Source organism: Mesorhizobium sp. ESP7-2 (assembly GCF_020164715.1).
Taxonomy (GTDB): Bacteria; Pseudomonadota; Alphaproteobacteria; order Rhizobiales; family Rhizobiaceae; genus Mesorhizobium.
Genome location: NZ_JAIUGQ010000061.1, coordinates 1 through 25,670, shown reverse-complemented (window position 1 = coordinate 25,670; position 25,670 = coordinate 1). Strand labels below are relative to the sequence as shown.

At 58.5% G+C, this 25,670-nt stretch carries 15 protein-coding genes; 5 read left to right on the top strand and 10 right to left on the bottom strand.

Features of this window, described 5'->3' with window-relative positions:
* Positions 1–507 precede the first annotated feature (507 nt).
* Positions 508–1,239, bottom strand: coding sequence for a hypothetical protein (locus tag LB543_RS31710; protein ID WP_224617102.1), 732 nt, complete (start codon positions 1,237–1,239; stop codon positions 508–510).
* 264 nt (positions 1,240–1,503) lie between these two features.
* Here LB543_RS31710 and LB543_RS31705 point away from each other — a divergent pair, with 264 nt between their 5' ends.
* On the top strand, positions 1,504–2,691 hold the full coding sequence (locus LB543_RS31705) for an FkbM family methyltransferase (RefSeq protein ID WP_224617101.1): 1,188 nt from the start codon (positions 1,504–1,506) through the stop codon (positions 2,689–2,691).
* A 251-nt stretch (positions 2,692–2,942) separates the two neighbouring features.
* Here LB543_RS31705 and LB543_RS31700 read toward each other — a convergent pair whose 3' ends face one another.
* The 6 genes from LB543_RS31700 to LB543_RS31675 form a co-directional block, all read right to left on the bottom strand.
* Positions 2,943–5,411 (bottom strand): glycosyltransferase, encoded by a 2,469-nt coding sequence (locus LB543_RS31700; RefSeq protein ID WP_224617100.1) that lies wholly within the window; start codon positions 5,409–5,411, stop codon positions 2,943–2,945.
* A complete protein-coding gene (locus tag LB543_RS31695; protein WP_224617099.1) occupies positions 5,408–6,490 on the bottom strand; it encodes a glycosyltransferase in 1,083 nt (360 codons plus the stop codon). Before LB543_RS31695 ends, LB543_RS31700 begins: the two co-directional genes overlap by 4 nt.
* A 10-nt stretch (positions 6,491–6,500) precedes the next feature.
* Complete coding sequence (locus LB543_RS34110; RefSeq protein WP_224617098.1) at positions 6,501–10,322, bottom strand: glycosyltransferase; 3,822 nt, start codon at positions 10,320–10,322, stop codon at positions 6,501–6,503.
* A gap of 153 nt (positions 10,323–10,475) precedes the next feature.
* Positions 10,476–11,236 (bottom strand): IS5 family transposase gene (locus tag LB543_RS31685; RefSeq protein WP_224617097.1). Its coding sequence is split into 2 segments (ribosomal slippage): positions 10,476–10,897 and positions 10,897–11,236, totalling 762 coding nucleotides; the frame shifts between segments, so codons are not numbered across the junction.
* Between the two features lie 71 nt (positions 11,237–11,307).
* A complete protein-coding gene (locus LB543_RS31680) occupies positions 11,308–12,096 on the bottom strand; it encodes a LysR family transcriptional regulator (protein ID WP_224617096.1) in 789 nt (262 codons plus the stop codon).
* A gap of 178 nt (positions 12,097–12,274) precedes the next feature.
* A complete protein-coding gene (locus LB543_RS31675; RefSeq protein WP_140810084.1) occupies positions 12,275–13,270 on the bottom strand; it encodes a class I SAM-dependent methyltransferase in 996 nt (331 codons plus the stop codon).
* A gap of 373 nt (positions 13,271–13,643) precedes the next feature.
* On the opposite strand from LB543_RS31675, the gene LB543_RS31670 reads away from it, so the two are divergent.
* From LB543_RS31670 to LB543_RS31660, 3 genes are all read left to right on the top strand, one after another.
* Positions 13,644–14,435, top strand: a complete 792-nt coding sequence (locus LB543_RS31670) for a helix-turn-helix domain-containing protein (protein ID WP_224617095.1) — start codon at positions 13,644–13,646, stop codon at positions 14,433–14,435.
* Positions 14,436–14,609: 174 nt separating this feature from the next.
* Positions 14,610–15,740, top strand: coding sequence for an MFS transporter (locus tag LB543_RS31665; RefSeq protein WP_140810081.1), 1,131 nt, complete (start codon positions 14,610–14,612; stop codon positions 15,738–15,740).
* A complete protein-coding gene (locus LB543_RS31660) occupies positions 15,730–17,130 on the top strand; it encodes a hypothetical protein (RefSeq protein ID WP_140810080.1) in 1,401 nt (466 codons plus the stop codon). Before LB543_RS31665 ends, LB543_RS31660 begins: the two co-directional genes overlap by 11 nt.
* Positions 17,131–17,423: 293 nt before the next feature.
* On the opposite strand, the gene LB543_RS31655 is transcribed toward LB543_RS31660, so the two are convergent.
* Positions 17,424–19,013, bottom strand: coding sequence for an FAD-binding oxidoreductase (locus LB543_RS31655; protein ID WP_224617094.1), 1,590 nt, complete (start codon positions 19,011–19,013; stop codon positions 17,424–17,426).
* A gap of 321 nt (positions 19,014–19,334) precedes the next feature.
* On the opposite strand from LB543_RS31655, the gene LB543_RS31650 reads away from it, so the two are divergent.
* Positions 19,335–21,263, top strand: coding sequence for an adenylate/guanylate cyclase domain-containing protein (locus tag LB543_RS31650; RefSeq protein ID WP_140810079.1), 1,929 nt, complete (start codon positions 19,335–19,337; stop codon positions 21,261–21,263).
* 543 nt (positions 21,264–21,806) lie between these two features.
* On the opposite strand, the gene LB543_RS31645 is transcribed toward LB543_RS31650, so the two are convergent.
* Both LB543_RS31645 and LB543_RS31635 read right to left on the bottom strand, forming a co-directional pair.
* Positions 21,807–22,778, bottom strand: coding sequence for an adenylate/guanylate cyclase domain-containing protein (locus LB543_RS31645; RefSeq protein WP_348642658.1), 972 nt, complete (start codon positions 22,776–22,778; stop codon positions 21,807–21,809).
* Between the two features lie 623 nt (positions 22,779–23,401).
* On the bottom strand, positions 23,402–25,348 hold the full coding sequence (locus tag LB543_RS31635) for an adenylate/guanylate cyclase domain-containing protein (RefSeq protein ID WP_224617093.1): 1,947 nt from the start codon (positions 25,346–25,348) through the stop codon (positions 23,402–23,404).
* Positions 25,349–25,670: the final 322 nt, after the last annotated feature.

The window sequence follows — 25,670 nt, the reverse complement described above, 5'->3', positions numbered from 1 at the left end:
CCTCTACCCGCTCAAGGCCTATGACATGCACGCCATCTCAGAAGGAGGCGGCCCTCCCGCGCAGCGGGTTCGTGCATCGGGCGCAAAGCTGCCCTTCAACACCAGGCCAAGGCGCCGGATTTCGGTTCGTTTAGACATCTGGTGCGCACGAAGAGATTCGACTGCAATGGCTTAAACGAGAGCCCGATGGTGCCGTTGGCCGGGATCGACACGATACATGCAGCATTTGTTTCTATTTACTTTTTTGAACAAAAATTCTGAATAGGTATCACAATACGCAGCGCATTCATGGCAACTGCCGCAAACGGTGTCGATGAACACCTTCCGGCGCGACCCAGCATGACTGGCTGCAGCTTATGGGCGGTGCAAGGGGTGCGAAATTCCGCTCACAATGGGAGTGGCCATTGGCGCGCGCGGTCGAGAGGGCTTGATCCTGCGAGCGGACGGGTCCGCACTTTATTTCGCGCGTGACGATCCCAGGTGACAATACTCGTCGGCTTGGGCTGATCACGCGATGCGCAACAGCTCGCGCAGACGCACCGGCAGTCGGGGCGAGGCTTGCAGTTCCGCACAACTCGCCTCCCATCGCTTCAGATACTCATCGATCGGGACACCGGTGCGGCCGGGCCAACGGTTGAGTGCGCCCAGCGCCTCGACGCACTCGGGCGCGCGGTCGTATTCGGCAAGGATGGTCAACGACATTGCCTGGGCGAATGGATTGAGGCCGGGTATTTCGATCTCGCGGCGATGATTAGTGAACCACGCCGCGGCGTCGCGGGTCAGCCCCTGGCTGTCGGCGAGCGCGGTATAGCCCCGGATGATGTTCTGACGATACTCGGCAATGGCATCGCCGAACGCGTTGTCCCCGGCGAAGGGAGGGTTCTCCTTCCAGCCTTTCGCCAGGCGCCCCAGCCCGCGCAGCGAGAACGCCTCGACCATCGCTTCCTCGAGCCATTGGCAGGGCGGCGCTGGCTTGGCGTCGGACTGCCAGCTGTTGGCCGTGACATGGCCGAGCTCGTGCCCGAACTGATAGGCAAGCTTCGACCAGTCCCGCTCGCCGATGTCGACAATGATCCACGCCATGCTGCTGCCGTCCGGATGCAACCAGACGGCCGGCGTGCCGGACGTGTGTTCGTCGACGCGCAGGCGGCTGGGCTGGCGGTCGGAGAGCAGGCGGACGCCATCCAGGCAGGCATGCCGCATGCGCTCGACGACCTGCTCGGCCGCGCGTGGAAGCATGTGGCCCCAATCCCCGGCGAGTTCGATGGGGGCGGTGAGGAGTGTTGGCGGCGGAGAGGTCGGTGGCATCGTGGCAGCGTAGCTCTTTCCCGAAGCGGGCCAGCCGATCAATGTAGCCGGAATCAAGCTGTGCACCGCTGAACGCACAAACAGCATAACGAAATTTCGCCGTCGCATCTTCAATTCCTGATGTCCGCCATCTGGAAACAAAATACCATGCTAATGTGTACGGCCGAATGCTCTGAAATGGATGAGGTTGTCGGAATGGGCGAAGCTATCTTTTCACGAACCTACGGCGGCGATGATCTTTCAAGCTGGCAGGTGGCGCACGAGATGTCCGTTCGCCTTGAAGACGGAGCTCTTGTTGTCTCAGATACCAGTCGGCACAGCTGGCATCTCTTGCGCCTATACGATTCAGCCGTTCTCTTCAGAACCGTTAGAATGAAATGCCGCCTAAAATTCTGCAGGACAGCTACCACCAATTTCTACATCCATCACTATGGTTCCCTGGATGTCGCAGAAATCTCCTCAGATGGCACCATAGTCAACGAGGGCATTAGTAATAAGGTCTCGATCAACAAAATCTCCGACGGCTTGTTCGATGTCGAGGTGACTTTTCTGAGCTGCCATCCGACACTGTCAATTGGCTGCTCAAATAACCGCCAGCCTGTCTATTCTGGCAGTGGACGCGAGCAATTTTTTCTCATGAGCGTGCTGGTTGAGACGTTTGACGCATATAGTGAATTGTCCCGCACACCAGTAGAGGAGCGCATCACGCTGATCGACGTCGGCGGCCAGGAGGGGCTGCAGGTTAAGTGGATGCTAAAGGCTGATCAGATCACGCCAGTGGTGTTTGAGCCCATAGCCCCAGAGGCAGCACTGGTCAGGCAAACTCTTGGCCGCATCCCCGGCGCCCAGGTCGTAGAAAAGGCGCTGGCTCATGCCGCAGGCACTCAGAAACTAAACATTGCTGCAGCGTCGGGCTGCTCATCCTTAAGGGAGCCAAACTTCGAAATCTTGCAGCACTATTCCATTGGACCGATCTTCCGTACGATTGATACGCGAGACGTCGAGTGCGTTCGATATGACGAGTTATTCCGCACGCGGGCGGTTCCCTCTCCGGACGTAATAAAAATCGACGTGCAAGGTTTTGAATACGAAGTTCTAGTTGGTTTTGGACACCTTCTTGAGTCCTGTCTGGCCATAGAACTGGAGACACATTTCGTGCCGATATATCGAGGGCAGAAGCTAATCGGCGACATTGTTAACATGTTAGGAGATTTCGGCTTCGCACTTAGGCAGGTTAGGCAGGTACCGAATTTCGATGGCGATGCCGTTGAGTTTGATGCGCTGTTTACGAAGAGGCGAGATCGAGTCACCGCTCTCGCTGAGCGGGCAAGACGTAAATTTCATGTGATCACTGACGTATTGGGGATACTCCCATACACCTAATCCGGCTTCGTGGAATGCGAACTCGTAGAGAGCGCTTTCCTCAACGGTGATACTCGCTAGATACGAATTAGCCAGATCGTTGATCTGCAGCGCACGATGTCATATCGCGTCATACGCCGCTCTCTGCTCTTACAAGCAGCATTCCAGCGCGCCTGATCCTGTCTACTTCCGGCCGGTTCTTCCTTGTCCACGAAAATCCATGTCTCGTGCTGGAAAATGCATGTCTCGTGCTGATCGCCGACGCTTCGGGCTTACGACCTACGCGCGACCGAAGCATCGAGCTCAATCGCCCTCACCAACTCGTCTATCTGCTTGGCGCGGCTCTTGGTCATATGTCGCTGTCTTGCCAACCGCATTCCTGCGCGCCGTATCCTGTCGACCGCCTGCCTGTTTTCCTCACCGAGGATCCAAGAGATCCTTTCGACCAAGTCCAATCTGTCGCAAAATATGCACGTCTCAAAATCAACAAACCCCAGCTCGTTGAGCTCCTTTTCAATCAGCCTGTCAGCCAGAAGTAAAGATCCTACTGAAGCTATTTCAAAGTTCTTTAGGTGAACGTAACGGTATGTATGACCATCGCACAGGCAGCACAGGTATTTATTCAGCTCCTCGTAGTATCGCTTCTTGACTATCGCGTCGGTTTCGTTGTTGTATTTTCGATGGTATCCAGGGTGGTCCAATTTATGAATTCGATCGTCCTTCAATTCTGCTGCAAATTTGCGCAACGGGCGATCCCACGCAATACTTCCAGATAGTAATACCTTATTAATTGGGCTGTCATTAAAGATAATACTTTCGTAGCCCTCGTATGACTCGAGCGCCGACGAATACGGGACCCATTCCACAGATTTATGCTCAAAAAAATTCGTCAACTCATAAGCATAAGGACTTATTATCATATCTGACAAAGCTATGTGCCGCTTCAAAATATTATCGTAACCTTCGTCGTAGCTGACTAGGTCGTCAATTTTAAGAATTTTATATGAACTAATCCTCTCCAGAGGTATGTAGACGTGACCTTGATATGCAACTATGATGAAGTCAAATGAGTTGATATAATTTAGAATAGATTCGCTAGAGAAGTCTGTCGACTTGGAATCAATCAGCTTGAATCCATAATTTTCTACGAGTAAACTTATCAGATAATAATGCTCATCTGCCAAATAAGTCGAAAGCCAACCTATATCGCATATAATACCCTTTTCAAGTGGGGAGAGGTCCCCGTCGCGATGGCCGGCTAGCGGCGTTTTGCTTTCGTCGCCCTTTATGGATCGTCCAGCCTCTTCTATCAGGTCGATCCATTCGCCAATCGTATACGCCCAATCGAACTCGCGCGCCGCTTCTTGAATTGACAAGCATTTCTCGACGAAAGCGGCGGGGTTGTCCCTATAATAGCGCAGGGTCGCCGCCGTGAAAGCCTTGAACTTATTCGTTTCGATAGGGGCGAGGATCCCGCCGCCTTGATATGCCTTCCTAGGAAAGTGGCCTACAGGCGTGCCGATCACGAGGCGTCCGGCGGCCGCCCCCTCCATGACCGACAATGGACCGGATTCATTGACGGAACTTGACACCACGGCGTCGACGCTTCGATAGAAATTCGGCATATCATGAAATGAAATCTGGTTTGCCGTCGAACCCGCGACCTTGAATGCCAAGCCGGCCTCGTTCACTGCTGCCTCTGCGAGGTCGCCGCGTTTCCACTCAACGCCGAAAGTCTTTACGGACATCGATGTGGCGTAGCCAACTGTCGCCAGCCTTTCCGGCAAAGCGCTGAAAAAACTCTTATAGTCAATTCCGAGCGATGCTACCTTTGGCGCTCGAGCTATACCCAGCATAATCGATGCTGAATATACCGATTCACTGACGACGCCATAAGCTGCAAATTCGTCGAAAATGCCTAACCCCTTCTTTTCGACCAGCATACGGATATCGAATTCGTGGTGCGATATCGCTATTAGCTTATCGAGGGGAATTTTATAGCTGTCGACTAAGCTCGATACGCCATCGAGTGCGGTTAGGTACAAATCGTAATAATCGCGCAAACTATCGAAATATACAGCGTTGTCCTCCTGCCAATCGATTATATCGACGACAAAACCTCTTTCATTTAGCTGGCATGCGATATCGTAATAGATTCTGCCGTGTGACCACTTTGTATACCCATATATGAGCATCTTGGGGAAATCTGGCCGCCTATTCGACTTTGCTCTTAGATCTGGACGAACGATATGGTTTTGTATTCTGACCTTATCGTATTCATGATCTGCGGCGCGCCATTCGCCTTTAGCGCTGACTTCAGTGCACCAGTTCTCCGAAGCAATGAACAATTCCCAGGAACTGCAAACAGGTGCCCTGAGCATCATACGGCCGTCTGGTATAGCTGACAGAAAAAAGCCACCAGACTTTAGCGTCAGCAGACCACGTTCGAGAGGGATCAATTCGAGCGTTGTTGAACCAGATGACAGATTTTCGTGTTGCGACTGTGAAGCGGATAGACAGATATCAGGATAGCAATCGATGGGTTCTGACGAGCCGCTGGCAGTATAGACCAAGCGCCCCCATCGAACGTGTCCTGGCGAATTTTTGTATGGTTCGAGCAGCACGTTGGCCGGGCTGCTCTCTGTCGGACCATGGCGTAGTTCGCCTGATGCCGCATCGACAAACAGCACGGTGCCGAACGCCGTGAACAACCGGGCTGGCCTTAGCGAACCATCGTTCATGCGCCGGCCCGTGCCTCTTGTTGCATCCGGATGAAAAAATCAAGATTGTCCCTGAGGCGCTGGTTTCCCGCATCGAGTTCAAGCGCTCTTCGCCCCCACTCCACCGCCCGGCCCATGACATTGAGGCGCCAGGAGGCGATCGCACCGAGATCGTACAGCCGAAAGCCCCAGCAGTTAGCGTCGTCAAGATAGCTCCCGGTACGGCGCGTCGTCTCGATTCCATTGGTGCAAGCCCAGAACAGATTCAGCCAATCGGCCTTGCCATGGAACTCCTCGGCCAGGTCGAGCCAGATTTCGCGCCGATGGGGCGCTTCCATCCGGGCCTTGTCCAGCCAGGTCAATCTCTGCTCCGGCATCATGCGCGCAATGTAGCGCATCGCCTCGGAGCGCTCTTCCGCCCACTTGCTTGTCGGCAATGCAAGGTAGCGCTCAAGCAGCGGAATGGCTCGCTCCGGTTGGTTGGCCCACATCAGATCCCGCCCGAGCCAGAAGCAGATCTGCGCGTCGTCGGGATTTTCCTTGTGGGCCACTTCCATCAGCGGCAGATAGCTGCTCCTCGTTGGCTTGGTGAGATCCTGCACTTCGAACATGATGATGTCGCTGCTGTTCGCCGTGACTTCCCTCTCTCCGGTGAAGACCAGGGCCTCATGGACAGGTCGATTGAACCGATAGCCCCAGCGATGATGAAAATTCTTCGCCGGCCAACTGCGCAGCGGCGTCGGGTCATCGACACTCGCCTTGTAAATCGTCTGGCAATAGAGGGCAGTCGTCTCGGGCGTCCAAGCCGCCTCGAGCTTCGCCCGCCAACTGGGCTCGAGAAACCGGTCCATGTCCATCGTGCAGCACACATCCACGTCGGCGGGGATAAGTGCCATGGCGGCGTTGCGGGCGTCGTCGAATCGCCATGGGCGAACTGCGATCCGATGTACGGTCACGCCCATACTGGTCAGCCGTTCCACTGTGTCATCGGTGCTACCGGTGTCGGCGACAATGCGATAGTCTGCGTCGACGGCCGAATTGGCCCACCGCTCCGCGTTTGCGGCTTCGTTCAAGGCGATAGTATAGACCGCGACTTTCAATCGAGCACCCTCACTCAACGCGCTGTGATAGACCCTGCCTAGTGAACATGCCCGAAGCGCCCTTGCGGATAGCCACCAGGCCACCGAGCAATTTGGCCCGGTTCAACTCATAGTGGCTGTCGAAGAACAGTATTTCGGCGAACTGATCGGCAAGGGCGCTCACACCCAGCGGATCGACCGAGCGGGCCGTGCCGTACTCCTTGATTTCGCGCAACAGGGTCTTTGTCAGCGTGATCTTGCCGAGGTCCTCACCCGGCGGCTGCCAGTCGAGGTCTTCGAGAAAATACCAGCCGTCCTTGGCGACCAGCGGGAAGAACTCTCGGAGCGTCAACTGCTCATCGAACGAAGCGTGGCTGCCGTCGTCGATGATCACGTCGAACGATCCCGGTTCGAGCTTTGCAGCGACGCGGCGCAGATCGTCCAGTTTGGATTGGTCCCCGACAAACGACTTGAACCGTCCATTGTTGAGCTGCGAAAAGTCCGTCAGGTCGACACCGACCACCTGGCAGAACGGAAAATAGCTCTGCCACAGCGAGACGGATGGGGTTTCGGTCTGGTTGCCCTCGGCCAAACCACGGCATAGGCCGATCTCCATCAGCTGCTGCATTGACAAGCGCCGGGGCGACAGCAGGCGATCGTAGATCCTCGCATAGCAGTGACGGTTGCCTGTGCGCCTGTTCTTGTCGGTATTGAAGCGATCGGCGAGACTTGTGAAGCTGGGGAAGCTGTCGGACGGGCTGATCAGCAGCGAGATCAGCGGCGTACCTTCGCCGACCGGCCGGGCTTCGTTGCGTGCCGTCCACAGGTGGATGCCGAACACACGGTCATCGTTCAGATAGTCGGCCAATTCCGCTATCGGCTTCTCGAACCGGTCGATCTCGGTCCAATCGATGGCGTTGAAGAACATCGGGCTGAACACCCATTCCCGCAGCCCGGCTCCCGCATCGGAGGCAATGTAATCGGACAGAAGCTTAGGGCCGATGTCTCCGAATTCCTTGCCGTGTGCGGTGTGGAAGCGCTCGATCGACAACTCGTACAACGCCCTGAGGTGATGGCTATAAGGCTTGGCATAGATGACATTGCCGCAGATGAAGTGGCCCTTATGCGATCCGCGCCATTGCAAGTTGAAGAAGTGCTCGCCGCGGAAGGGGAAGGGCCGCAGCAGGATGACGTCGCTGTCCATCCATAGCCCGCCATGCTCGTACAGCAGGGCGTAGCGGAAGATATCGCTGAAATACCTGATCTCGGAGCCGGAGACGATCCGCTCGAACAAGGCCCGCGGCATGACGTCGTCGGCATTGCGGATTTCGACCCCATGCGGGACAAGAAACGCGAGCTTCTCCGGCGCGTAGCTCCACACCCGCACCGGATGGCCCGTTGCCCGCATCGACGTCGTGGCGGCAATGAGGGTACGATGCTCGGCCTTGTCGGACATCACCTGGTAGAAACAGTTGATTTGCGGAAGCGCGGTGTCGTCGTTGACAAGGAAGGGAGAAATCCGCGCATCGAACTCGCGCGATCGTTCCCGCCGCTCCAGCGGAGAATCGACATCGCGCAGGAAGGGTGCGAACTCATGAAAGATATCGTCTGTCGATTTCTTGCCGCCGGCCCCAAAGTCCTTGCCTTGCGATGGCCCCCGGCTTGCGTCACCCATGGCTCGATGGTTAGGGCGGTCAGGCTTGATCCCTGCTTCCGCCGCGCCATGTCCCAAGGCCAGCGTCAACCGGGACGCTGTATCAGCCGCGCCCGATGGCAGGCTATCCACATCTAGCAACAGCGATTTCACCTCCGCCTCCTCGACGGTCGCGATCCAGGACTCACTGTCGGTGACGCTGTAGGAAATCAGCAGACGCGTCTGGTCCGGGTGCCAGGCCAGCCCGGCAGCGAATTCAACGCCTTTTTTGTCGAAGAAGAACGGGCGACTTACCTTTCGCAAGGCGTTGGCTTCGTCGAACCAGACGAACCGATGCAGGTAATAACGCCGCTTCCCCGCAGCCGGCGCCTGCACTTCATGAATCAAGGCGAGCCACCCGCCGGCGAAGGCGATCAGCTGGGTCCCGCCCCTGAACCGTTGGGCGGCAATCGCGGGAGGTATCTCGCTGACGATCGTGCCTCGCTCGTCCACGATCCGGGTGGGGTCGCAGAGGTAGATGAATTGCAGCTTCTCTGCGGCTCCCCCCGCCGTGGCGGGCTTGACTTGTGGCATCCAGTTCTTCTCGTGCACCCGCGGTCCTGCCGGATGGAGCGGGCGCCAGTCGGTCAGCCGGCAGGAATCTTTCTCGTCGATGCGCGCGACGACCTGCTCGCACCAACCCTCCGGTGTCAGTTCGCGCACACACGAGACACCCCACAGCGCATCGCGCCAGGCGAACGGACGCATGTCCTCAAATCCGAGAACCCGGTCGTAAGCGGGCTCCGGCATATCAACCGGCGGCAAAACCTCGCGTGCGGACTGGACGGCGAATTCATCATTCAACCGGAGCAGGAAATTGCGCGTGTGAACAGGCGCTCCGCCCGGCGTGTCGTATTGGAGGTTGTCTTCGGCCAGCGTGTAGTTAACCGTCCGCTGCAAGAGCACAATCTGGTCGCCCAATCGAGCCACTGACGGGTTTGATGGCCGATAGCCATCGGGCGCCGTGAAGCCAACTGGGCGCGCGCTGAAGGACGGCATCATTGTCTTGGCGGGCTGGACATAAAAGTACAGGTTGGACCACGCCAGGTCCCTTGGCCCGTCGCCGATCTCTCGATTCAGCGCCAGCCAGTTGCAGGCCGCGAAACCGCGGTCCTTTCGTTCAGGATCGCGCGAATAGTTCGCGGCGATCGCAAACTCTTCCAGCAGGCCTGTGGTGTAGACGTAGTCCTCGAGAAACAGGATGTCCTGTTCGGGTCGCTTGATCGCCAGCCCCGCTTCGGCAAACAGCACACTCGCATCGTTCATGCCCTTGTCGCGGTAGAACCTGGCCAGATCGTAGAGCGGCTCGGCACGTTGCGGCCGTTGATTGAAGGCGGCAAGAGCCTCGCCGATGAAGCCAGGCTCGTCGCCGAGCTTTCGCAGGCAGCGAGCCCCCTGCAGACGGGCGTTCCACGCTTCCTCGTCCCAACCGCCCATGGCGGCGCGTTTGGCGTAGGCCACCGCGGCCTCCGCCGTCCGCCCGGCGTCGCGATAGGATTGCGCCAAGTAGAACCAGTAGCGTTGATTTTCCGGATCCTTCTCGAGGGCCTCCAGCAAAAGCTTCGCATCACGTTCGAACTTGTCGACCCGGTTCGATCCGCTGGCGTGGTCCTTGTACCAGGCGCCACGCAGTTCCTGCACGCCCTCGGGCACGTCGAGATATTCGTGGGTCACGCCGTGGTAGCGTGCGCCAGCGTCACGCCTGACCAGGCGCGTGTTCCAATAGGCCAGGCCGGAATCCGAGCGTTGCAGAAGCCGGTAGCCCGAGCTGTCGAGCTGCTCGCGGAAGCCCGCGTCCTCGACCACCAGTTCCATGTCGGCGTCGTCAAACAACAGATAGTCGTAAGCGAGTGGCGAGGCATAGGCATGATCGAGCGCTGCGTTGCGCGCCTGCTCGAAATTGTGGAATGGGAATTCGTGCAACTCGCCCGGCAGGTTGCGGGCAGCGAAGAACGATTTGATGAAATCCTGGGTCCCATCGGTCGAGCCGGTATCGCCGATGACCCAGCAGTCGATGTGGTCGACGACCGCCCCGAGACAGCGTTGCAGGTTCGCCATCTCGTTCTTGACGATCATGTTGAGGCAGAGGCGCTTGCCGTTTGTCATCTGTGAATCGTCGGCTCCGTGCGGCGGTCCGTCACGCCCCTCGACGTAGTTCACCGTCATTTGCCAGGTGTCGTCAAGATCGAGAAACGTTGATGCGTGGTTCTAACTGGCACCCGCCAGAGGCCTGCCACGCCCGACCTTGATCATTTGCGACATGGCTAGAGTTGGAAAGGAGACGTTAAGTCCTAGGGCGTAGTGACGATTTAACTACCTGAGCCAGATGGCGATAGCTGCAAGTTTGACAAAGCCCATGAAGTTGGCGAGCAGCTTGTCGTATCGAGTTGCGACGCGGCGGAACTGTTTGAGTTTGTTGAAGAAACGCTCGATGATGTTGCGCTCCTTGTAGAGATCAGCGTCGTAGGGACGCTGATGCTTTCGATTGCGCTTGGGCGGGATGACGACCTCGGCGCCTATTTCTGCGATCTTTTCAAGCAAATGGTCGGCGTCATAGCCCTTGTCGGCGATCGCTGCGCCGGTCTCGAAGCCGTCGACGAGATCATGCGCGAAGGCGATGTCATTACGCTGCCCTGGGCTTGCGATCAGGCGAACCGGTAACCCAAGAGCATCGCCTGCCGCATGGATTTTGGTGCTCAGGCCGCCGCGAGACCGGCCCAGACCTTGGGCATCCGCCCCCCTTTTGACCGGCGCGCACCGGCGGCGTGCTGATGAGCGCGCACAATGGTCGAGTCGATCATCAGCCATTCCAGATCGGCTTCGCGCGCAAGAACCATAAGCATCTCGTCGAGAACGCCCATTTCGATCCAGCGATAGTAGCGCCGCTTCACGGATCGATAGTCGCCGAGCCGCTCGGGTAGATCACGCCAGCGCCCACCCGAGCGGGCCATCCACAGCAGGGCATCGAGGAACTTCCGGTTGTCGGTGCGCGGGCCGCGCTTGCCCTTCGTACCGCCAGGCACAAAGCCCTTGATCCGTTCCCACTGATCGTCTCGAAGCGCATCGCAGTCCATCGCTGACCTCCAAAAATCAGCGTTGAATCTGATTTGCCCTTCCTTGGGAATCCCAACCCGTTAAATCGTCACTACGTCCTAACGCTGTTTTTCCCACTCAGAGGCTTCCACCGGGCGGAATCGATGGCAATTGTCCTGGCATAGCTCGCCTCTGCCAAAGTGATGCCTTGCCCGAGCTGCACCTGGAAAATGACGGTCGCTTGGTTCGCGCGACACGTATGAATGGCCGGCCCGCCACCGGCCGCAATGCGTTCGAGCAGGCACAGGTCCGACGGCGGCCCTTCCAGCCCGTACGGGACGAGCAGAGGCATGTCCGCGAGGTCGGACCATCTGAGCACTGGCCTCTCGACAAGAGAATGACAGGACGGCAGGAGCACGAAGAGGCGCTCTTGCCAGAACACTTCGCTGCTGCAGAATTTGGCGGTGCCAATGTGATGTGTGAACACAAGGTCGAAGCGCCTGCGGCGTATTGCAGAAAGGCGCTGGCCCGATGGGACATCTTCAATGGTCAGCCTTACGTCCGGGTATAGCTTGCCGAAACGCTCGATGAGGCGTTTGAGGAATTCTCCTCCTGTCACGCAGCACAGCCCAATCCTGAGTGTCTTGGCATCCTTGTTATCGCGCACACGCTCGGCGAAAGCATCGAGCAGGCCGTCGTAGTGAGCCCGCACGATTTCGATCCAGGCGCGGCCTGTTTTAGTCAAGCGAACGCCGCGCACATCGCGCTCGAACAGCTGGATGTCGAGCTGCTGTTCGAGTTTGACGACGTTGCGGCTGACCGAGGATTCCTGGACCCTCAGCGCTCTTGCGGCCTGACGCATGCTGCCGTGATCCACGGCCGCAAAAGCGTAGGTCAGCAACTGGATAGCGTTCCCGTTCCGCGTCATCTCGCTAGAGCTTCGTGACCTATCCCCTCGGTAGGCGTCTGTCTCACCGCAATGCGATCGGATCCGTTTTGCGGACGGGCGGCACTCAGCTGTATCAACAGTCTCACCTGGCTGCATGGGCCTCGGCGCAGCTGGCACCCCATTGGCTCCGTCACACCGGACTGTCCGTCATGGCGATCGTCGCGGCGTCAGATACGCTGGTCTCGTAGACATATTCATGCGGAATGGCCGGCGTTGGCATCTGTGAGGCGTAGAGATCGAGATTTTCCTTGCTGTTGCTTGCCGCTAGGCTGCAGAAATTGCCGCTGTTCCACGTCATCGTGCAATACCTGAAATGCGCACCTATGGAGCGCGCCATCTCTGCCAGCGTAACCTCATTGTTGAACATGGTCCCGAGGACGTCCGTCTTCTTTTTTGCGATTTCGTCCGGGGGAAAGTACCTCGCCTTGAAGCCATAGTCCTTCTGGTACTCTCGACGCTGGTAGTCGCTTTCATCGCCCGCCCTGAATTTTTCGACGAAGACGAAGATGCCACCCTCCTTGAGGTGCTGGGTTACGAACTCGATCTGCTTGGGTCTGTTGGGCGAGTACATCTGGAAGGTTGTGTCCTCCAGGATGACGTCAAAGCCTCGCGTGAATTTCTTCAGCCGCCGATCAGATCCGAGCGCATCCTTGGTCAACCAGTGGAACGGGCCGATGAAGAATTCGGCGTGGGCCGGTTCGCCATACGCCATGAAGGATTTGTAGTTCTCGGGGTTCGGGCTGCAGGACAGCGAAAGAATCTGCCCATCCGAAAATTCTGACAGGGTTCTGGCCATCGTGCCTTCGGCTGTTCCAAGGCTATACAGCGACAGCGCGGATCCACGCCGCCGAGCATAGTTCAGCACCGCGTAGGCCATCCGGCACTCCTCCTCCAATCTGTAGGGAATGCTGCCGTGATAGTGCTGGTCGAAAAAGCCTTGCCGGGCTGCGTGCAGGCCAACGAGATCGCGCAGGAGTTCATCGCTGGGCAGAAGGCGGGGGTCGGCCTGAGGCTTGCGAACTGGCATCCCGCTTTTGCCCGCTGCGGTTGCCGCAAAAAACCCTGCTAGTTGGTTGATCCGTGGTCCTTGGTCGCACTCGGCCAGAAAATCGTTGAGCCCTCGCATCGCGCATTCCTCCCGCACCGTTGCTTTGGTGAGATGCCAAGAGATCAATGAGAAAACTCCACTCAATTAAGAGTGGTCTAATGTTTCAGATTGATTCGAGTCTTGGCCGGGGCACTGGTAGGCCTGCTAAATACGAGCGGCTTTCCTACGATTGCCATTTTTTTACTAAAGTCACATCTTCTGCCAATCCTGAGTTAGTTGTGATTTGTCCAGCAACCTCTGGTTAGGCACAACACGGGAGGGCGGGCTACTCTTAGTAAGAAGGCTGCTGCCATCCGTGGACACCCCTTGCCTCGATCCGAACAAGATCCGCCGTTCACAGCACCAGACGCTTACACACCAACATGAGAGTTGGGGCAACATACGAGCAGACTTGATCAGGAGAACTGGTCTGGAGCGCCAGGAAACAGCAATTTCGTTCCCGGGCCACATATTCCTGATGAACCTGAAAGGGGCGGCAAGCCGCGGAGAGGATTTCGTCGACGGGCGTCGGATCTCGTTCTCGCCACGGCCGGCTGGCTCGGTAATCCATATGCCTGCCGGCAGTGATTGGACGGGGTGGGACGAGGGAGAACCGACGGCCGCCTACCTGCTCGTCTCAATTGAAAAAGGGTTCGCCGACGAAGCCTTCGGCGGGATGGTGCGCCGTCGCTCGGGCGACCTGCCGGCTTCGATCGGATTTCGGGACAGCACGGTGGAGATGGCGTTGCAGCGGATCGCCATCGAGCTCAGGCAGCCCGATCCGATCAGCGTGACGATGGTCGAGAGCCAGGCGATGCACTTGCTCGTTCAGATGGTCAGGCGCAACGGCCACTATAACGAGCCGGCGAAAGGCGGGCTGTCAGCCTTCGATCTCAAACGAGCGATCGCAATGATCGAAGCCTCGTCGGACGAGACACCCACCCTCGCCGATCTGGCAAAGGAGGTCGGTGTCAGCCGTTTCCATTTCAGCAGGGCTTTCAAGCAATCTACCGGGATGACGCCACACGCGTATATCGCGCGGCGTCGACTGGACCAGTCCGCCGACATGCTGCGATCGACCAACTTGTCGGCGACGGAGATCGCGCTGGAATGCGGGTTCGGCAGCTCAAGCCATTTCACGATCGCCTTTAAGCGGGCATTCGGTGTTAGTCCGAGGGAATACCGCCGCCGATCCAGGATTTGATTCAAAACTTCCGCTGATTTCAGCAACGAACTGAAAAAACAAGCGTGATTGTTAAGCGGCAATCTGGGCAGTGGGTATGACAAGCGCCGATTGGATGCGCAGCCCTTGTCAAATGCAATTCAAATTCACGCTGACCTGAGATCAAGCATCCAGTCCCGTCTATGGCTTGGATTCATGGCCAGCACGCTATTGGCGGCAGTCGGACGAAACGGGTATTACATCGCATCCGCCTGGACTGTTGTCGCAGCAGGCTGCGGAAGCGCCGGCGTGGCGATACTGCTTGCGACCGTCAGTGTCGTCGAATTCGTTGCAAGCCCTCTAGCCGGCCTGGCAGCGGACCGGTTTGACCGACAGCGATTGAACATCACGGCCGACCTCGGTCGCGTTGCCATCTTGCTCGCCACGGCTTGCACGCTTCTCTACCGGGACGCCTTTTTAACGCTCTGCCTGTCAGCGGCGCTCTTTTCGATTTGCGATCGTGTCGCTCTGATCGCTTCGCAAGCGATGATCCCGCTCGTGACGGGAGGCGCCGAACTTGCGGCAACGAATTCCATCATCTTCTTCATCATGCAGTTAGGCAGCCTCGGCGCAGCGTTGCTAGCCGGATCACTACTGGGTGGGCGCTCCCCTGCCCTGACGTTCATGGTGCTCGCCCTGTTGTTCCTCGTTTCAGCCGTCTCACTGTCCTGGATGCGGCCAGGCCGCCTCCCGCAAGGTGTCAGAACAGCCAAAGGCCTGGCACCGAACATCGACAAGCATCTCCTCGATCTGTTTGCCGCCTATGCCCTTTTCTATGGAGGCGCGGTGCTGGTCACGGTGATGGGATCAAGCTTCGTCTTCGAAGAGCAGCAAGGCACCGCCGCCGATTTCGGCTACCTTGAGGCCGCGTGGTCGGCTGGTTCGGTTATTGGGGCGGCTGTTCTCGTCAGGCTGACACGAGCGATAAGTGGTCCTATACTGCACCTCATGCTTTTGGCCTCAACGGCGCTCGCGTTGATGTCGTTGATCACTGCGCGCGCGCCCTGGACATTGATCGTCTTCGCCACGCTTGGGTTTCTCTACAATCTGGGCCGGGTGAGCATCGAGGTCACACTGCAGTCGCGTATGCCTGACAATGCATTGGGCAGGGCCAAGGGCGTCATGCACAGTCTCGCTGTCGCGCTGGGACTGGTCATATTCAGCATCGCTGGCGCTATGGGCGAGAGTGTATTTCCTTCGACGATCTTCTTCGGATTCGGGGTGGTGCTCCTGATCAGCATTCCTGCATTGAGCATCGGCATCGCGCAGCGAAAGGATGAACCGTGAGGTGGATGAGCTAGCGACCGACACAGACGCCAAGCAGGCGGTGCTGGACTCTCTGGCGACGCTCTATCCTTGGACGCGCTCCTATCATTGCCGCCCGCTTCGCGATTATGCGTCCCGCTTGTTCGAAGCGCCTACCCAGAAATTGGAACCCGAAATTCGCAGCCGCGCGCTTGCCAAGCTGGTCGACACGATCAGGAATGCGGGAAAGCGAAACGGATTGCCGATCAACGCCGTCTCCCAAATATGCAAAGATCTAGAGCAACGCCGCGTGTTGCAGACCGGCCCGCATTTGTTTCTCCTCATGGAGCCAGAGGCCTACTACACCCACATCTTCAGCCTGCTTGGCCTCTCGGCGCATGGCTGCTCGAGCTACGTTTCCTATGCCGTTTCAACGGTGAGTCTCGTTGAAAAGCCCCGCAAGGGGCCAGGCTGGATCAAGCTTGACGGGAAGCCGGTCAACGTCTTCGGTCTCAGCCGAAGCCGGATGATCGGATACGGCCTTCTGACCGGGCCTGGATCATACCGGTTCGAGCTGGTGCCAGCGGAGCCAAATGCCGAGGGAGATGCCCTCGCCCTGCTTCGCAGTCTTCTGCCGAAGACGCAGTTCGAGCGGCCTGCGCATGCCATCAAGGCAGCCAATCGCATCCTCTGGCCAAAACTGTTCGGAGAGAGCTTTGCCTTCCTGCAAATCGACGATGAGGATGTTGCCGACCTGGTGGCGGACCACCTGTCAGACGAGGGCTCCTGGCTGCGTACGAGGTTGCTGGAAAGCCCAAAGCTGGCTTTGAATATCCTTGACGAGATCGACAGGCTGGCGGCTGGCCCCTGGGGTGGCTGGCTAGCCCGCGGTACCGATTTCTTTTGGTACTATGAAAACGGAAAGCGCCTGCCGCTGCGCATGGTGGGTGGAGAACTCATCAATCTGGCGGCCAGAACGAAGGTAGCTCGCTTCGCGGCTCCCGATATCATCGAGCGGCTGACGAACCGCAGCCTTGTTCCGAACCTGCTCCTTATGTTTCTGGTCCTGTCGATCCTGCCCGGCGTGCGCGCGCTCGGAGGCAGTCACCAGCCGGTCTACTATCCCCTGATGCGCTATGTCATTTGTCGGGCTCTAGAGACCGCAGACATGGATGCGGACCTTCGACGCGCTCTCGTGAGCGATGATGTGCCAGGAGCTTGGGGGCATCGCGTCATTGAATGCGATGAGGATCCATTCGAGTCAATCCGACAGGGCAGCATTGGCGAAACCAGGGAGGTCATCGACCGCTTCGGCGATATGCCTTTCGCTGATGCATGTGGCGGTCTGAGCAGTTTCGTTTCTGATCCGTCGTGGACTGAACTTCGCTCACAGCTGCGGGAGCAAGCGATTGTCCCAAGCGTCTTTTCCTAGAGTGGGTAACCCGCCCTGGCTGAGGTCAAAAATGCGCAGCACCTACCGTCGCAAAATCGACCACGGCACGGCGTATTCGGGCCGTGAGCGGTCGGTCCGGGTTGCGCGGCGTTTTGCGGTTAGCTGCGGTTCTGGTGTCGACCTCATCTAACTCGTAGATAAGGAGTTGGCTTTTCCTGAGAGCGGATGTTTCAGCATCCTGAAGCTGCAGGCTTCATCCTCAACAGGCTATTACGTGATCCGACCAGGCGGATATCAGCCAGATACTACCTCACACCTCATCGAGCGCTGGCTCAGGCTGCGGCGGCCTTAATATTCTGGTTTAAGCTAAAGAAATTCGTTGGATCATATTTCCGCTTCACCTCGGCGAGCCGATCATAGTTTTTGCCGAACGACCTTCTGATCACATCGTCGCCTGCTTCGCTCTGAAAGTTCAGGAAATGATTGCCATTCGAGTAAGGCTCCAGCGCTTCGTACATCGCCCTCGCCCAAGCAATATGCTTGGCGCTTTCGGCCGGATTGGACCATTGCGCAGTGATGCCGATGTTGTATTCGGCCTGGCGCTGGGTGAAGGCGGACTCAGAAGCGCTCACCCGACCGGGCGCACCGCCATAGAATTCGACTACCACTCCCGAGAGGGCTGATTGCATGCGGTTACCGTGCTCCACCAAAAGATCAATGACCTCATCGGTCAGCTTGGGCACGAAACTCGCCTTCCAGTAGTTGTGGGAACGGTCCGGGAAGGCCATGTTGAGTAGGCCCTGCATCGCAGGGAAAGGCATCGGCTGGATTGCGTCGAGGGCTGGTGGCCCATAGGCGCGCAGCGGCGCCAGTACGCGCTCTCCCTCGGCCATGTCACCGCACCAGCAGCCGATCATGGCTACAGCCGGCATCCCGTCCGGGGTCGTTACCATGGCTGCATAGGCGGTTAGTTCCTCAGGCGCCGTCGCCATGAAGTCGCGGTAGAAGCGCAGCATCTCGCCGGCCCGCTCGCGGGGATGCGCGATCAGCCCGCCGAGAACCATAGAAATCGGCTGGGCCCGAAAGCGGAAGCATGTCACGATGCCGAAGTTGCCGCCACCCCCTCGAAGCGCCCAGAAGAGATCCGAATTCTCTTCTGCACTAGCCGAAACGAGATCGCCTGCTGCCGTGACAACCTCGAACGAAATGACGTTGTCACAGCTCAGACCATGCTTTCGAACCAGCCAGCCGACGCCGCCACCGAGTGTCAGCCCGGCGACGCCGGTCTTCGAGACGACGCCCGTGGGCACCGCCAGTCCGTGCAAATGGGTCTCCCGATCTAGATCGCCGAGCATCGCTCCGCCCTGCACCTGAACCGTTCGCGTTCGGGCATCCACCAGCACCCCCCGCATGGCCGACAGGTCGATGACGATACCGTCGTCGCAGAGCGCCCGTCCCGCAACGTTGTGGCCACCACCGCGCACTGCTACGAGAAGGTCGTTCGCGCGGGCGAATCTCACCGCCTGGATCACGTCGGCCACACCGAGGCAGCGCACGATCAGCCCCGGGTGGCGGTCGATCGCCGCATTCCAGATTTGGCGCGCCGTATCGTAGTCGGGATCCGCGGGCTGGATCATCTTTCCGGCGAGGCCGGCAGCAAACTCTTCGACCATCGGAGAGGCGATCGGCACTCCGTGGCGGTTGCACAGCCTTGTTGACATAGCAATTCTCCATTGTTGTGTGGCGAGTCGCTCCAAACTCGTGTTGTGCCGACGAGGTCCAGCTTCATCCAATGCGAACGGGATGTCCAGTTCCGGGACTGAACTAGCCGCCGCTGAATTGGTGGTGGTCAACAACGCCACCGATTGGCCGGCGCCGAAGAGATCCACTAGCCCTGCGGCGGTCGCTTCAATGTCGAGCATCCTACATACCTACTCGTCGCTGGTGTGTCGCAGCGGCAAGTCCACTTCCCGACGCCAGCCACACATCGAAATCTCGATAGTCATCGACCTATGGCCCGCGGGTTCCTTCCTCGGGGACGTTAGTAGGCTTGTCGGCGCCCGATACTCTTCACGACAGCGGAATGGCGGCTCTTGGCGTCTGATAGAGGACGTTCAGCCCGTTACTAATTGCCGAACAGCGGACTGGCGTCGCGTCCGCTTAATGGATGCGAAGGCGGCATGGTGGCCCCAGCACTTCGATGGGTGTACGGTTCTCCGCCATACCTTCGAAGTGGCGCGATCATGCCTGTCCCTCCGCTCAACCGTAAGCTGTTGGCGATCCTGGCCGCCGATGTGGTCGGCTACTCAAGCGCGATGGAAGCCGACGAGGCCGGGACCATCGCGCGGCTGAGGGCCATTCGCGCCGAGCTGACCGATCCCGCGATAGCCCGTCATCATGGCCGCATCGTCAAGCTGATCGGCGACGGTGCGCTCGTCGCCTTCGACAGCGTGGTTGACGCGGTAGTATGTGCCGCGGAGATCCAGCAAGCAGCTGCGAAGCGTAATGCGGGGCTGCTGGCGGCAGAGCGGATCGTGTTTCGCATTGGGATCAATCTGGGCGATGTGGCGCTGGTAGAGGGCGATGTCTATGGCGACGGCGTCAACGTGGCAGCTCGGCTGGAGCAGTTGGCCGAGCCGGGCGGCGTGATGGTGTCGGGCACGGCATACGATCATCTCCAGGGCAAGCTTGATTGGCCGCTCGATTTCGCCGCCGAGCAGCAGGTCAAAAACATCAGCCGCCCAGTGCGAACCTACCGGCTGAGACTCGACGGCAAACGGGTGCGCCGCCCGCTTCTTGGAATGATTCCGCGCTGGACCGGGACGGCTGCGGCGGCCATCGTGGTGCTGGCTCTGGCGGGTGGAGGGACCTGGTGGTTCTTTCAGCCTGCACTGCTGGGGGCCAAGCCGTCGGTCGCGGTGCTGCCCTTCAATAATTATGGCGGCGACGAGGCCACTGGGCGTTTGGCCGATGGCTTGACTGAGGATATCATCACCGACCTCGCGCGGTTTCCCGAACTTGAGGTCGTGGCCCGGAATTCGACGGAAGTTTACAAGGGCAAGCCGGCGGATGCCCGCCTGGTCGCAAGTGCGCTCCACGTCGGCTTCGTACTTGAAGGCTCTATCCAGCGGCAAAATGGGCGAGTGCGGATCACCGCGCAGTTGATCGATGCAAAAACCGGCAACCATCTTTGGTCGGATCGTTGGGACCGGCCCGCTGAGGACGTGTTCGCCGTCCAGACCGAGATTGCAGAGCAAGTCACCAACCGTCTGGGCGGCGGTGTAGGGTTGATTCAGGCGGCCGGGCGGGCCGCGGCCAAACGTAAACGACCTGAAAACCTGAATGCCTATGATTTCTATCTGCTCGGGACCGAGGAGATTGAAAAGCTCACAAAGGCCGATGAGGAGGAGGCCATCTCGCTTCTCAACCACGCCGTCGAGCTGGACCCCGGGCTGGCTCGCGCCTGGGTAGAGCTTTATCACGCTTATGATCTCTTGGCTGTCTTTGGTGTCAATCCCGAGAGCAATTACAAGGCGGCTGCCGCTGTGGCCGAACGCGCGGTGCAGCTTGACCCGAGCGACGCTGAAGCACACGCGGTGTTTGGTATGAGTCTTGCCGATAAGGGCGACATCGTCCGTGCCAAGGCTGAGCTGGATACGGCCCTTCGTCTTGCTCCCGGTTCGTCTGAAATTCTGACTTTCTATTCCGGCTTTGCAGCCCGCTTCGGTGAACCCGAACGCGGCGCTCAGATGGTCGATCAAGTAAAGCGGCTCGACCCGAACTATCCGATGTGGACGTCCAACTTCTTTTCCGGTGCCTATTTTATGGCCGGCCGGTATGAGGACGCGTTGAAGATGCTGGAGCGCATGGCGCCTAACAACTACCAAAAGTGGAATTGGGTGGTGCGTAGCAGCGCCCTCGCGGCACTGGATCGAACCGAAGAGGCGAATGCTTCGGTTAGGGAAACTCTTAAGCAGCAACCGGACCTGACCGTCGAGAGTATCATCAATGAACCCGGCTTGAGCACAATGGAGCGCAGTCGGTTCATTGAAACAATGTCGCTAGCCGGCTTCCCGGCGTGCGCCAGGCCCGAAGTGCTGGCGAAACTCGCCAAACCTGTGAGGCTGCCGGGGTGCGAAGCGGGGGAGGTGCAGTCTCTCGGGCAACCATAGAACAGGCTCGGCGCAAAGGGAGCGGGCCGGTGTCGCCGAGATTGACCCGATTTGGGGCCGACTGCAGACGGACAGCTTCGGGACTCGTATGTTAAAGAGCGGACCTTCAGGTCGGTATCTGCCTGACCCAATTCCTTCCCCACTTAGGCATTTCGTGCCCACCTATATCGGCCTTGCCCAAGCCAGGAAAAGTACGCCTGCCGAAAGGCGGGTTGCCGAAACTTATTCCGTCCGATCCGCCTCGTTCGCGGGGATCTCCTCGCAACCGGATTCAGGCCGCGTGCAGGAGCCAAATGACTGGCGAGATTGTTTAGCGATAACTTTGATAGAACGCTGTCGGCCCGGCCGGCGGCGGGGTAAAGCGGCGATATTGAGGAGCCCGTGAGCCGCATGCCATCTACTTCGAACTGATGATGACAAAGTAAGAAAACAAGAGATAGCCTCTACGCCTCATTCGGTCTCGGCCTTGCCGACGGTGCTTCATTAGCATTGTGGTACGGCGTCCAGCGCCGCGGGCGCGGACACACCGTCTCTGAAACAGAGTTAGCGCGCTTTGATGCAACGATGCCCTTTCAGTAGATAGACCAGCATTCTACCCTTGCCTTTCACGTCAATCAAACCACGCTCCTCGAAGATGTAGAGCGGGCCGATCGCTTCCTTTGCCCGCGAGGTGACCTGAATTTGTCCTGGAACGCCATGTGATTCCATACGAGCCGCTGTATTCACCGTGTCCCCCCACACGTCGTAAAGCGGTTTGCGGCTACCAATCACACCGGCAACGATCGGCCCGCTATCAATTCCGATCCGAACGACCAGTTCCTGTCCGATCTCGTCCGATAGCCTACGTAGCAGAACAAGCATCTCTAGGGCCATGTCAGCCACCGCAGTGGCATGATCCGACTGCGGCACTGGGACGCCACCGGCAACCATGTAAGCGTCGCCAATGGTCTTGATTGTTTCGAGTCCATGTTTCTCCGTCAGAAGATCGAACTCAGAAAAGACTCGATTAAGCAGTGAAACAAGTTCGCTCGCAGGCAGGATCGCGGCGCGCGGGGTGAACGCAACGAGATCAGCGAAAAGAATGGTAACCGACGGCAGATCATCCGATATGATCTCTTTCGGTCGTTCCTTGAGTCGCGATGCAATCGCCGCGGGAACCAGACTGTTAAGCAGGCGCTCTGAGCGTTGATGCTCCAAGTCCAGAGCGTTCTCAGCCGTTTCGGCGCGTTGAAACGCGTAGACCGCGGCGAGAAAATTGACCATCGCTGCCGTCACGACGCAAAAGACGAGGCTCATCGTCGCGAACCAGTCTGGCAGGAAAATCAAGGTCCGAGACGGCGCGAACTTTTCGATCGCCAAGAAAAGTGCGATGTAAATTGCTACAGGTGGGACAGCGAGTAGACGCCTATTCGGCCCGAGCACCATTACAGTTATTGGCGGACCCGCCAAGAAGAAATAATGGGCGGCTAAGTCGCGGCCTGCGATCCCGCGAGCTCCTGGACGTCGCCGGGCCATCCGACGACGACACCCCGGATGAACCGGGCGACTTCCGCCCGGCATGCCCCTGCTGTGGCGGGCGCATGATCGTCATCGAGGTGTTCGAACGCTGGAGGCAGCCGCGCGGGCCGCCGAACGCAACGGCGACGAACCGGGAGACCGCTCCATGACCCGGCATGGCATGGTCGAGCGTTCGGCCGCAGGCGTCCAGCCTCCGGCAACGGATCCAGGTGCGTCCATGGTGATCATCGACGCCGAAAGGGCAGCGTCCGACTGCGCGCGGAGCCTTCAAGGCCGTGCGGCGAGGCAACGAAGCTGTCCGTCCGCATCAAACCCGACGCTTCCCGGTTGCGGTCGCGCCACCGCCGACATCAGCCGAAATCCGAAATCCCCATAGACATCGACCTGTGGCCCGCGGGTTCCTTCCTCGGGGACTTTCGTACGCCTGCCGGCGCCCGAAACTCTTCACGAAAGCCGAAGGGCGGCTTCCCGGACGGGGAGACTGGAAAGCCGACCTCGAGTTCAACATTAGCGCTGACGTTTTTGCGCCCGCTCTGCCCGTTCGACCTGCCTCAAACCCGGACCGGCGGCGCCCGCTCGCGCTTTGTGCGGAGCGGCTTCCATTCGCACCACGCGCTCCATCAGCCCGATGCCGCCTTGGCGCGCTCTCCGTTACACGATTTCACGTGGATCATGTTGGGGTTGTCTTTGAGCTCCGCGGCGGTTGCGCAGGCCGCAAGTCCCGCCTTTCGTGCACCTTCTGCAAGCAGCTCGGTCTCGCGCTCCATGGCGAACCCGCCAAGAAAGGTGAGAAACTTCTCCGCGGTCCATCCGGGGTCATTTTTGAGCACCTCCGCAGCAGCTTTCTTCGCCTCGTCCGGCTGGTTGATGTAACCATATATCATGGCAAGATAAACCCTCTCAATTGGTCCGGCGCCCTTCATAAGTTTTACATATTTAAGTGCCTTGTCGAACTGCTCGCCATAGAAGTATGCAACGTAAAGACTATAATTGTACCAGTCAGGGTAGTATGGATTCAGCAAAATAGCTCGTTCTGCGAGTTGCACTGCTCGTGCAGATTCTCCCTCGGCGAGTCCAGGAATGCTCGTGGCAATCGTCATAAGAGTATCGGCGTCGTTTGGCCCAAGGGTTTCCGCCTTGTTAAACTCGGCAAGGGCTTGCGCTCCCTCACCACGCGTGTTGAGGGCTTGGCCGAGAGCTGCATGGGCCAGATTATTGTTCGGATCGAGCTCCACCGCTTTTTGGGCGGCCTCCATCATCTTTGAACTTGCCTCATGAAAATCAGAAAAACCTTTGCCACCCATCAGGTAATAAACGTAGGCCAAGCCAACATAGGCCCGCGACATGTGCGGATCGAGCTCTATGGCTTTTTGGAATAGCTTCTCTCCTTCAATCAACCCATCTTTGGTGACACCGCCGACCGGAGTGAGGGCCACCGCGTCAGCCATCAAATAGGTGTCATATGCCGTCAAACTGTTGGGTGCCTTGTGCTGGGCGAGTTTCAATTGTGATCTACGAAACGCACCGCTGGTTGACGCCAAGCTATTTGCGATCTTCGCGGTGACGTCGCTCTCCACCGCGAAGATGTCTTCGTCGGATCGATCGTAGCGGTCGGACCAGACGTCGGCGCCTGTGGCCGTGTCGACAAGCTGTGTCCTGATGCTAACGCGACCGTCGTTCGCCTGCAGGCTGCCCGTAAGAACATACCTCACGCCCAGATCGGCGCCGACTTGGCGGACGTCGACAGCCTTGCCCTTGTAAACCTTGGTTGAGTGGCGTGCGATGACGAGAACTTGGTCCGCTTGGGACAGGTTGGTGACTATGTCCTCCGTAATCCCGTCAGCGATCCGCTCCCATTTGGGATCATCACCGAGGCTCTCGAACGGCAGGACGGCAATCGAGGCCTGATCAACAGCCGCGCCCGATGATTTCCAACAGCCTTGGATGCCGAGTGCGGCACTGGCAGCTACCATCACGAGAAGCACCAATCCTGCCGGCACAAGCCGTCCACGGCGCAAACGACGAGCTTTGAGTAAGCGGCGCCGTGGCTGTCCATGAAGATTCACCCGGTAGACCGCCACGGGCTCTGCGATGTTCTTAACACGCTGCTCGCCCATGGCCTCGAAAGCGAAGGCAAGCTTCTTCTCTACCTCCTTGGCCACCTTGCCGGACACATAGATGCCGCCAGGCTCCGCGATCTGCTCAAGGCGTGCCGCTATGTTGACCCCTTCGCCGTAGCGATCGTCGCCTTCGACGATCACCTCGCCGAGATTGATGCCGATCCGCACCTGGAAGCGCTGATCCTCGGGAACGGCCGCATTGCGCTCTGCGAGGCCTCCCTGAAGCGCCACGGCGCATTCGACGGCGTCCATGACGCTAGAGAACTCTGCCAGAAGACCGTCGCCCATGAGCTTGAAGATGTGCCCATGGTGGCCGGCAACTTCGGGTTCGAATAGTTCCTTGCGGCCGGCCCTCAGGCGCTCGAACGTGCCCTGTTCGTCCTGCTCCATCAGTGCGGAGTAGCCGACGACGTCCGCGGCAAGAATTGCAGCTAGCTTCCGGTCCATGACCGCGCCCCCACGCTTGATAGCATCACACTGCGCGCCTCGCTCGCTCTCACGCGGCAGTGTCGGTGACGCTGCCGAAAGCGGCGCGGAGACTTCCGTGTCTCACTCGCAACATTAGACCTATCGAAAGTATTGTCGAGGGGGCCAGCGGTTCCGGTCGGTCCGAGTCTCGCGGCAACTTTGTTTACAAATTGCCTCTTGGTCGCCGGCAACGTCCGCAATTGGGCGGTGGCATGCTCAACTTCAACGGCCGACATTGGGAAGGGTTTCGGGTGCCGTCAGGCGTACGAAAGCCTCTCATGCAGGAACCCGCGGGCTACAG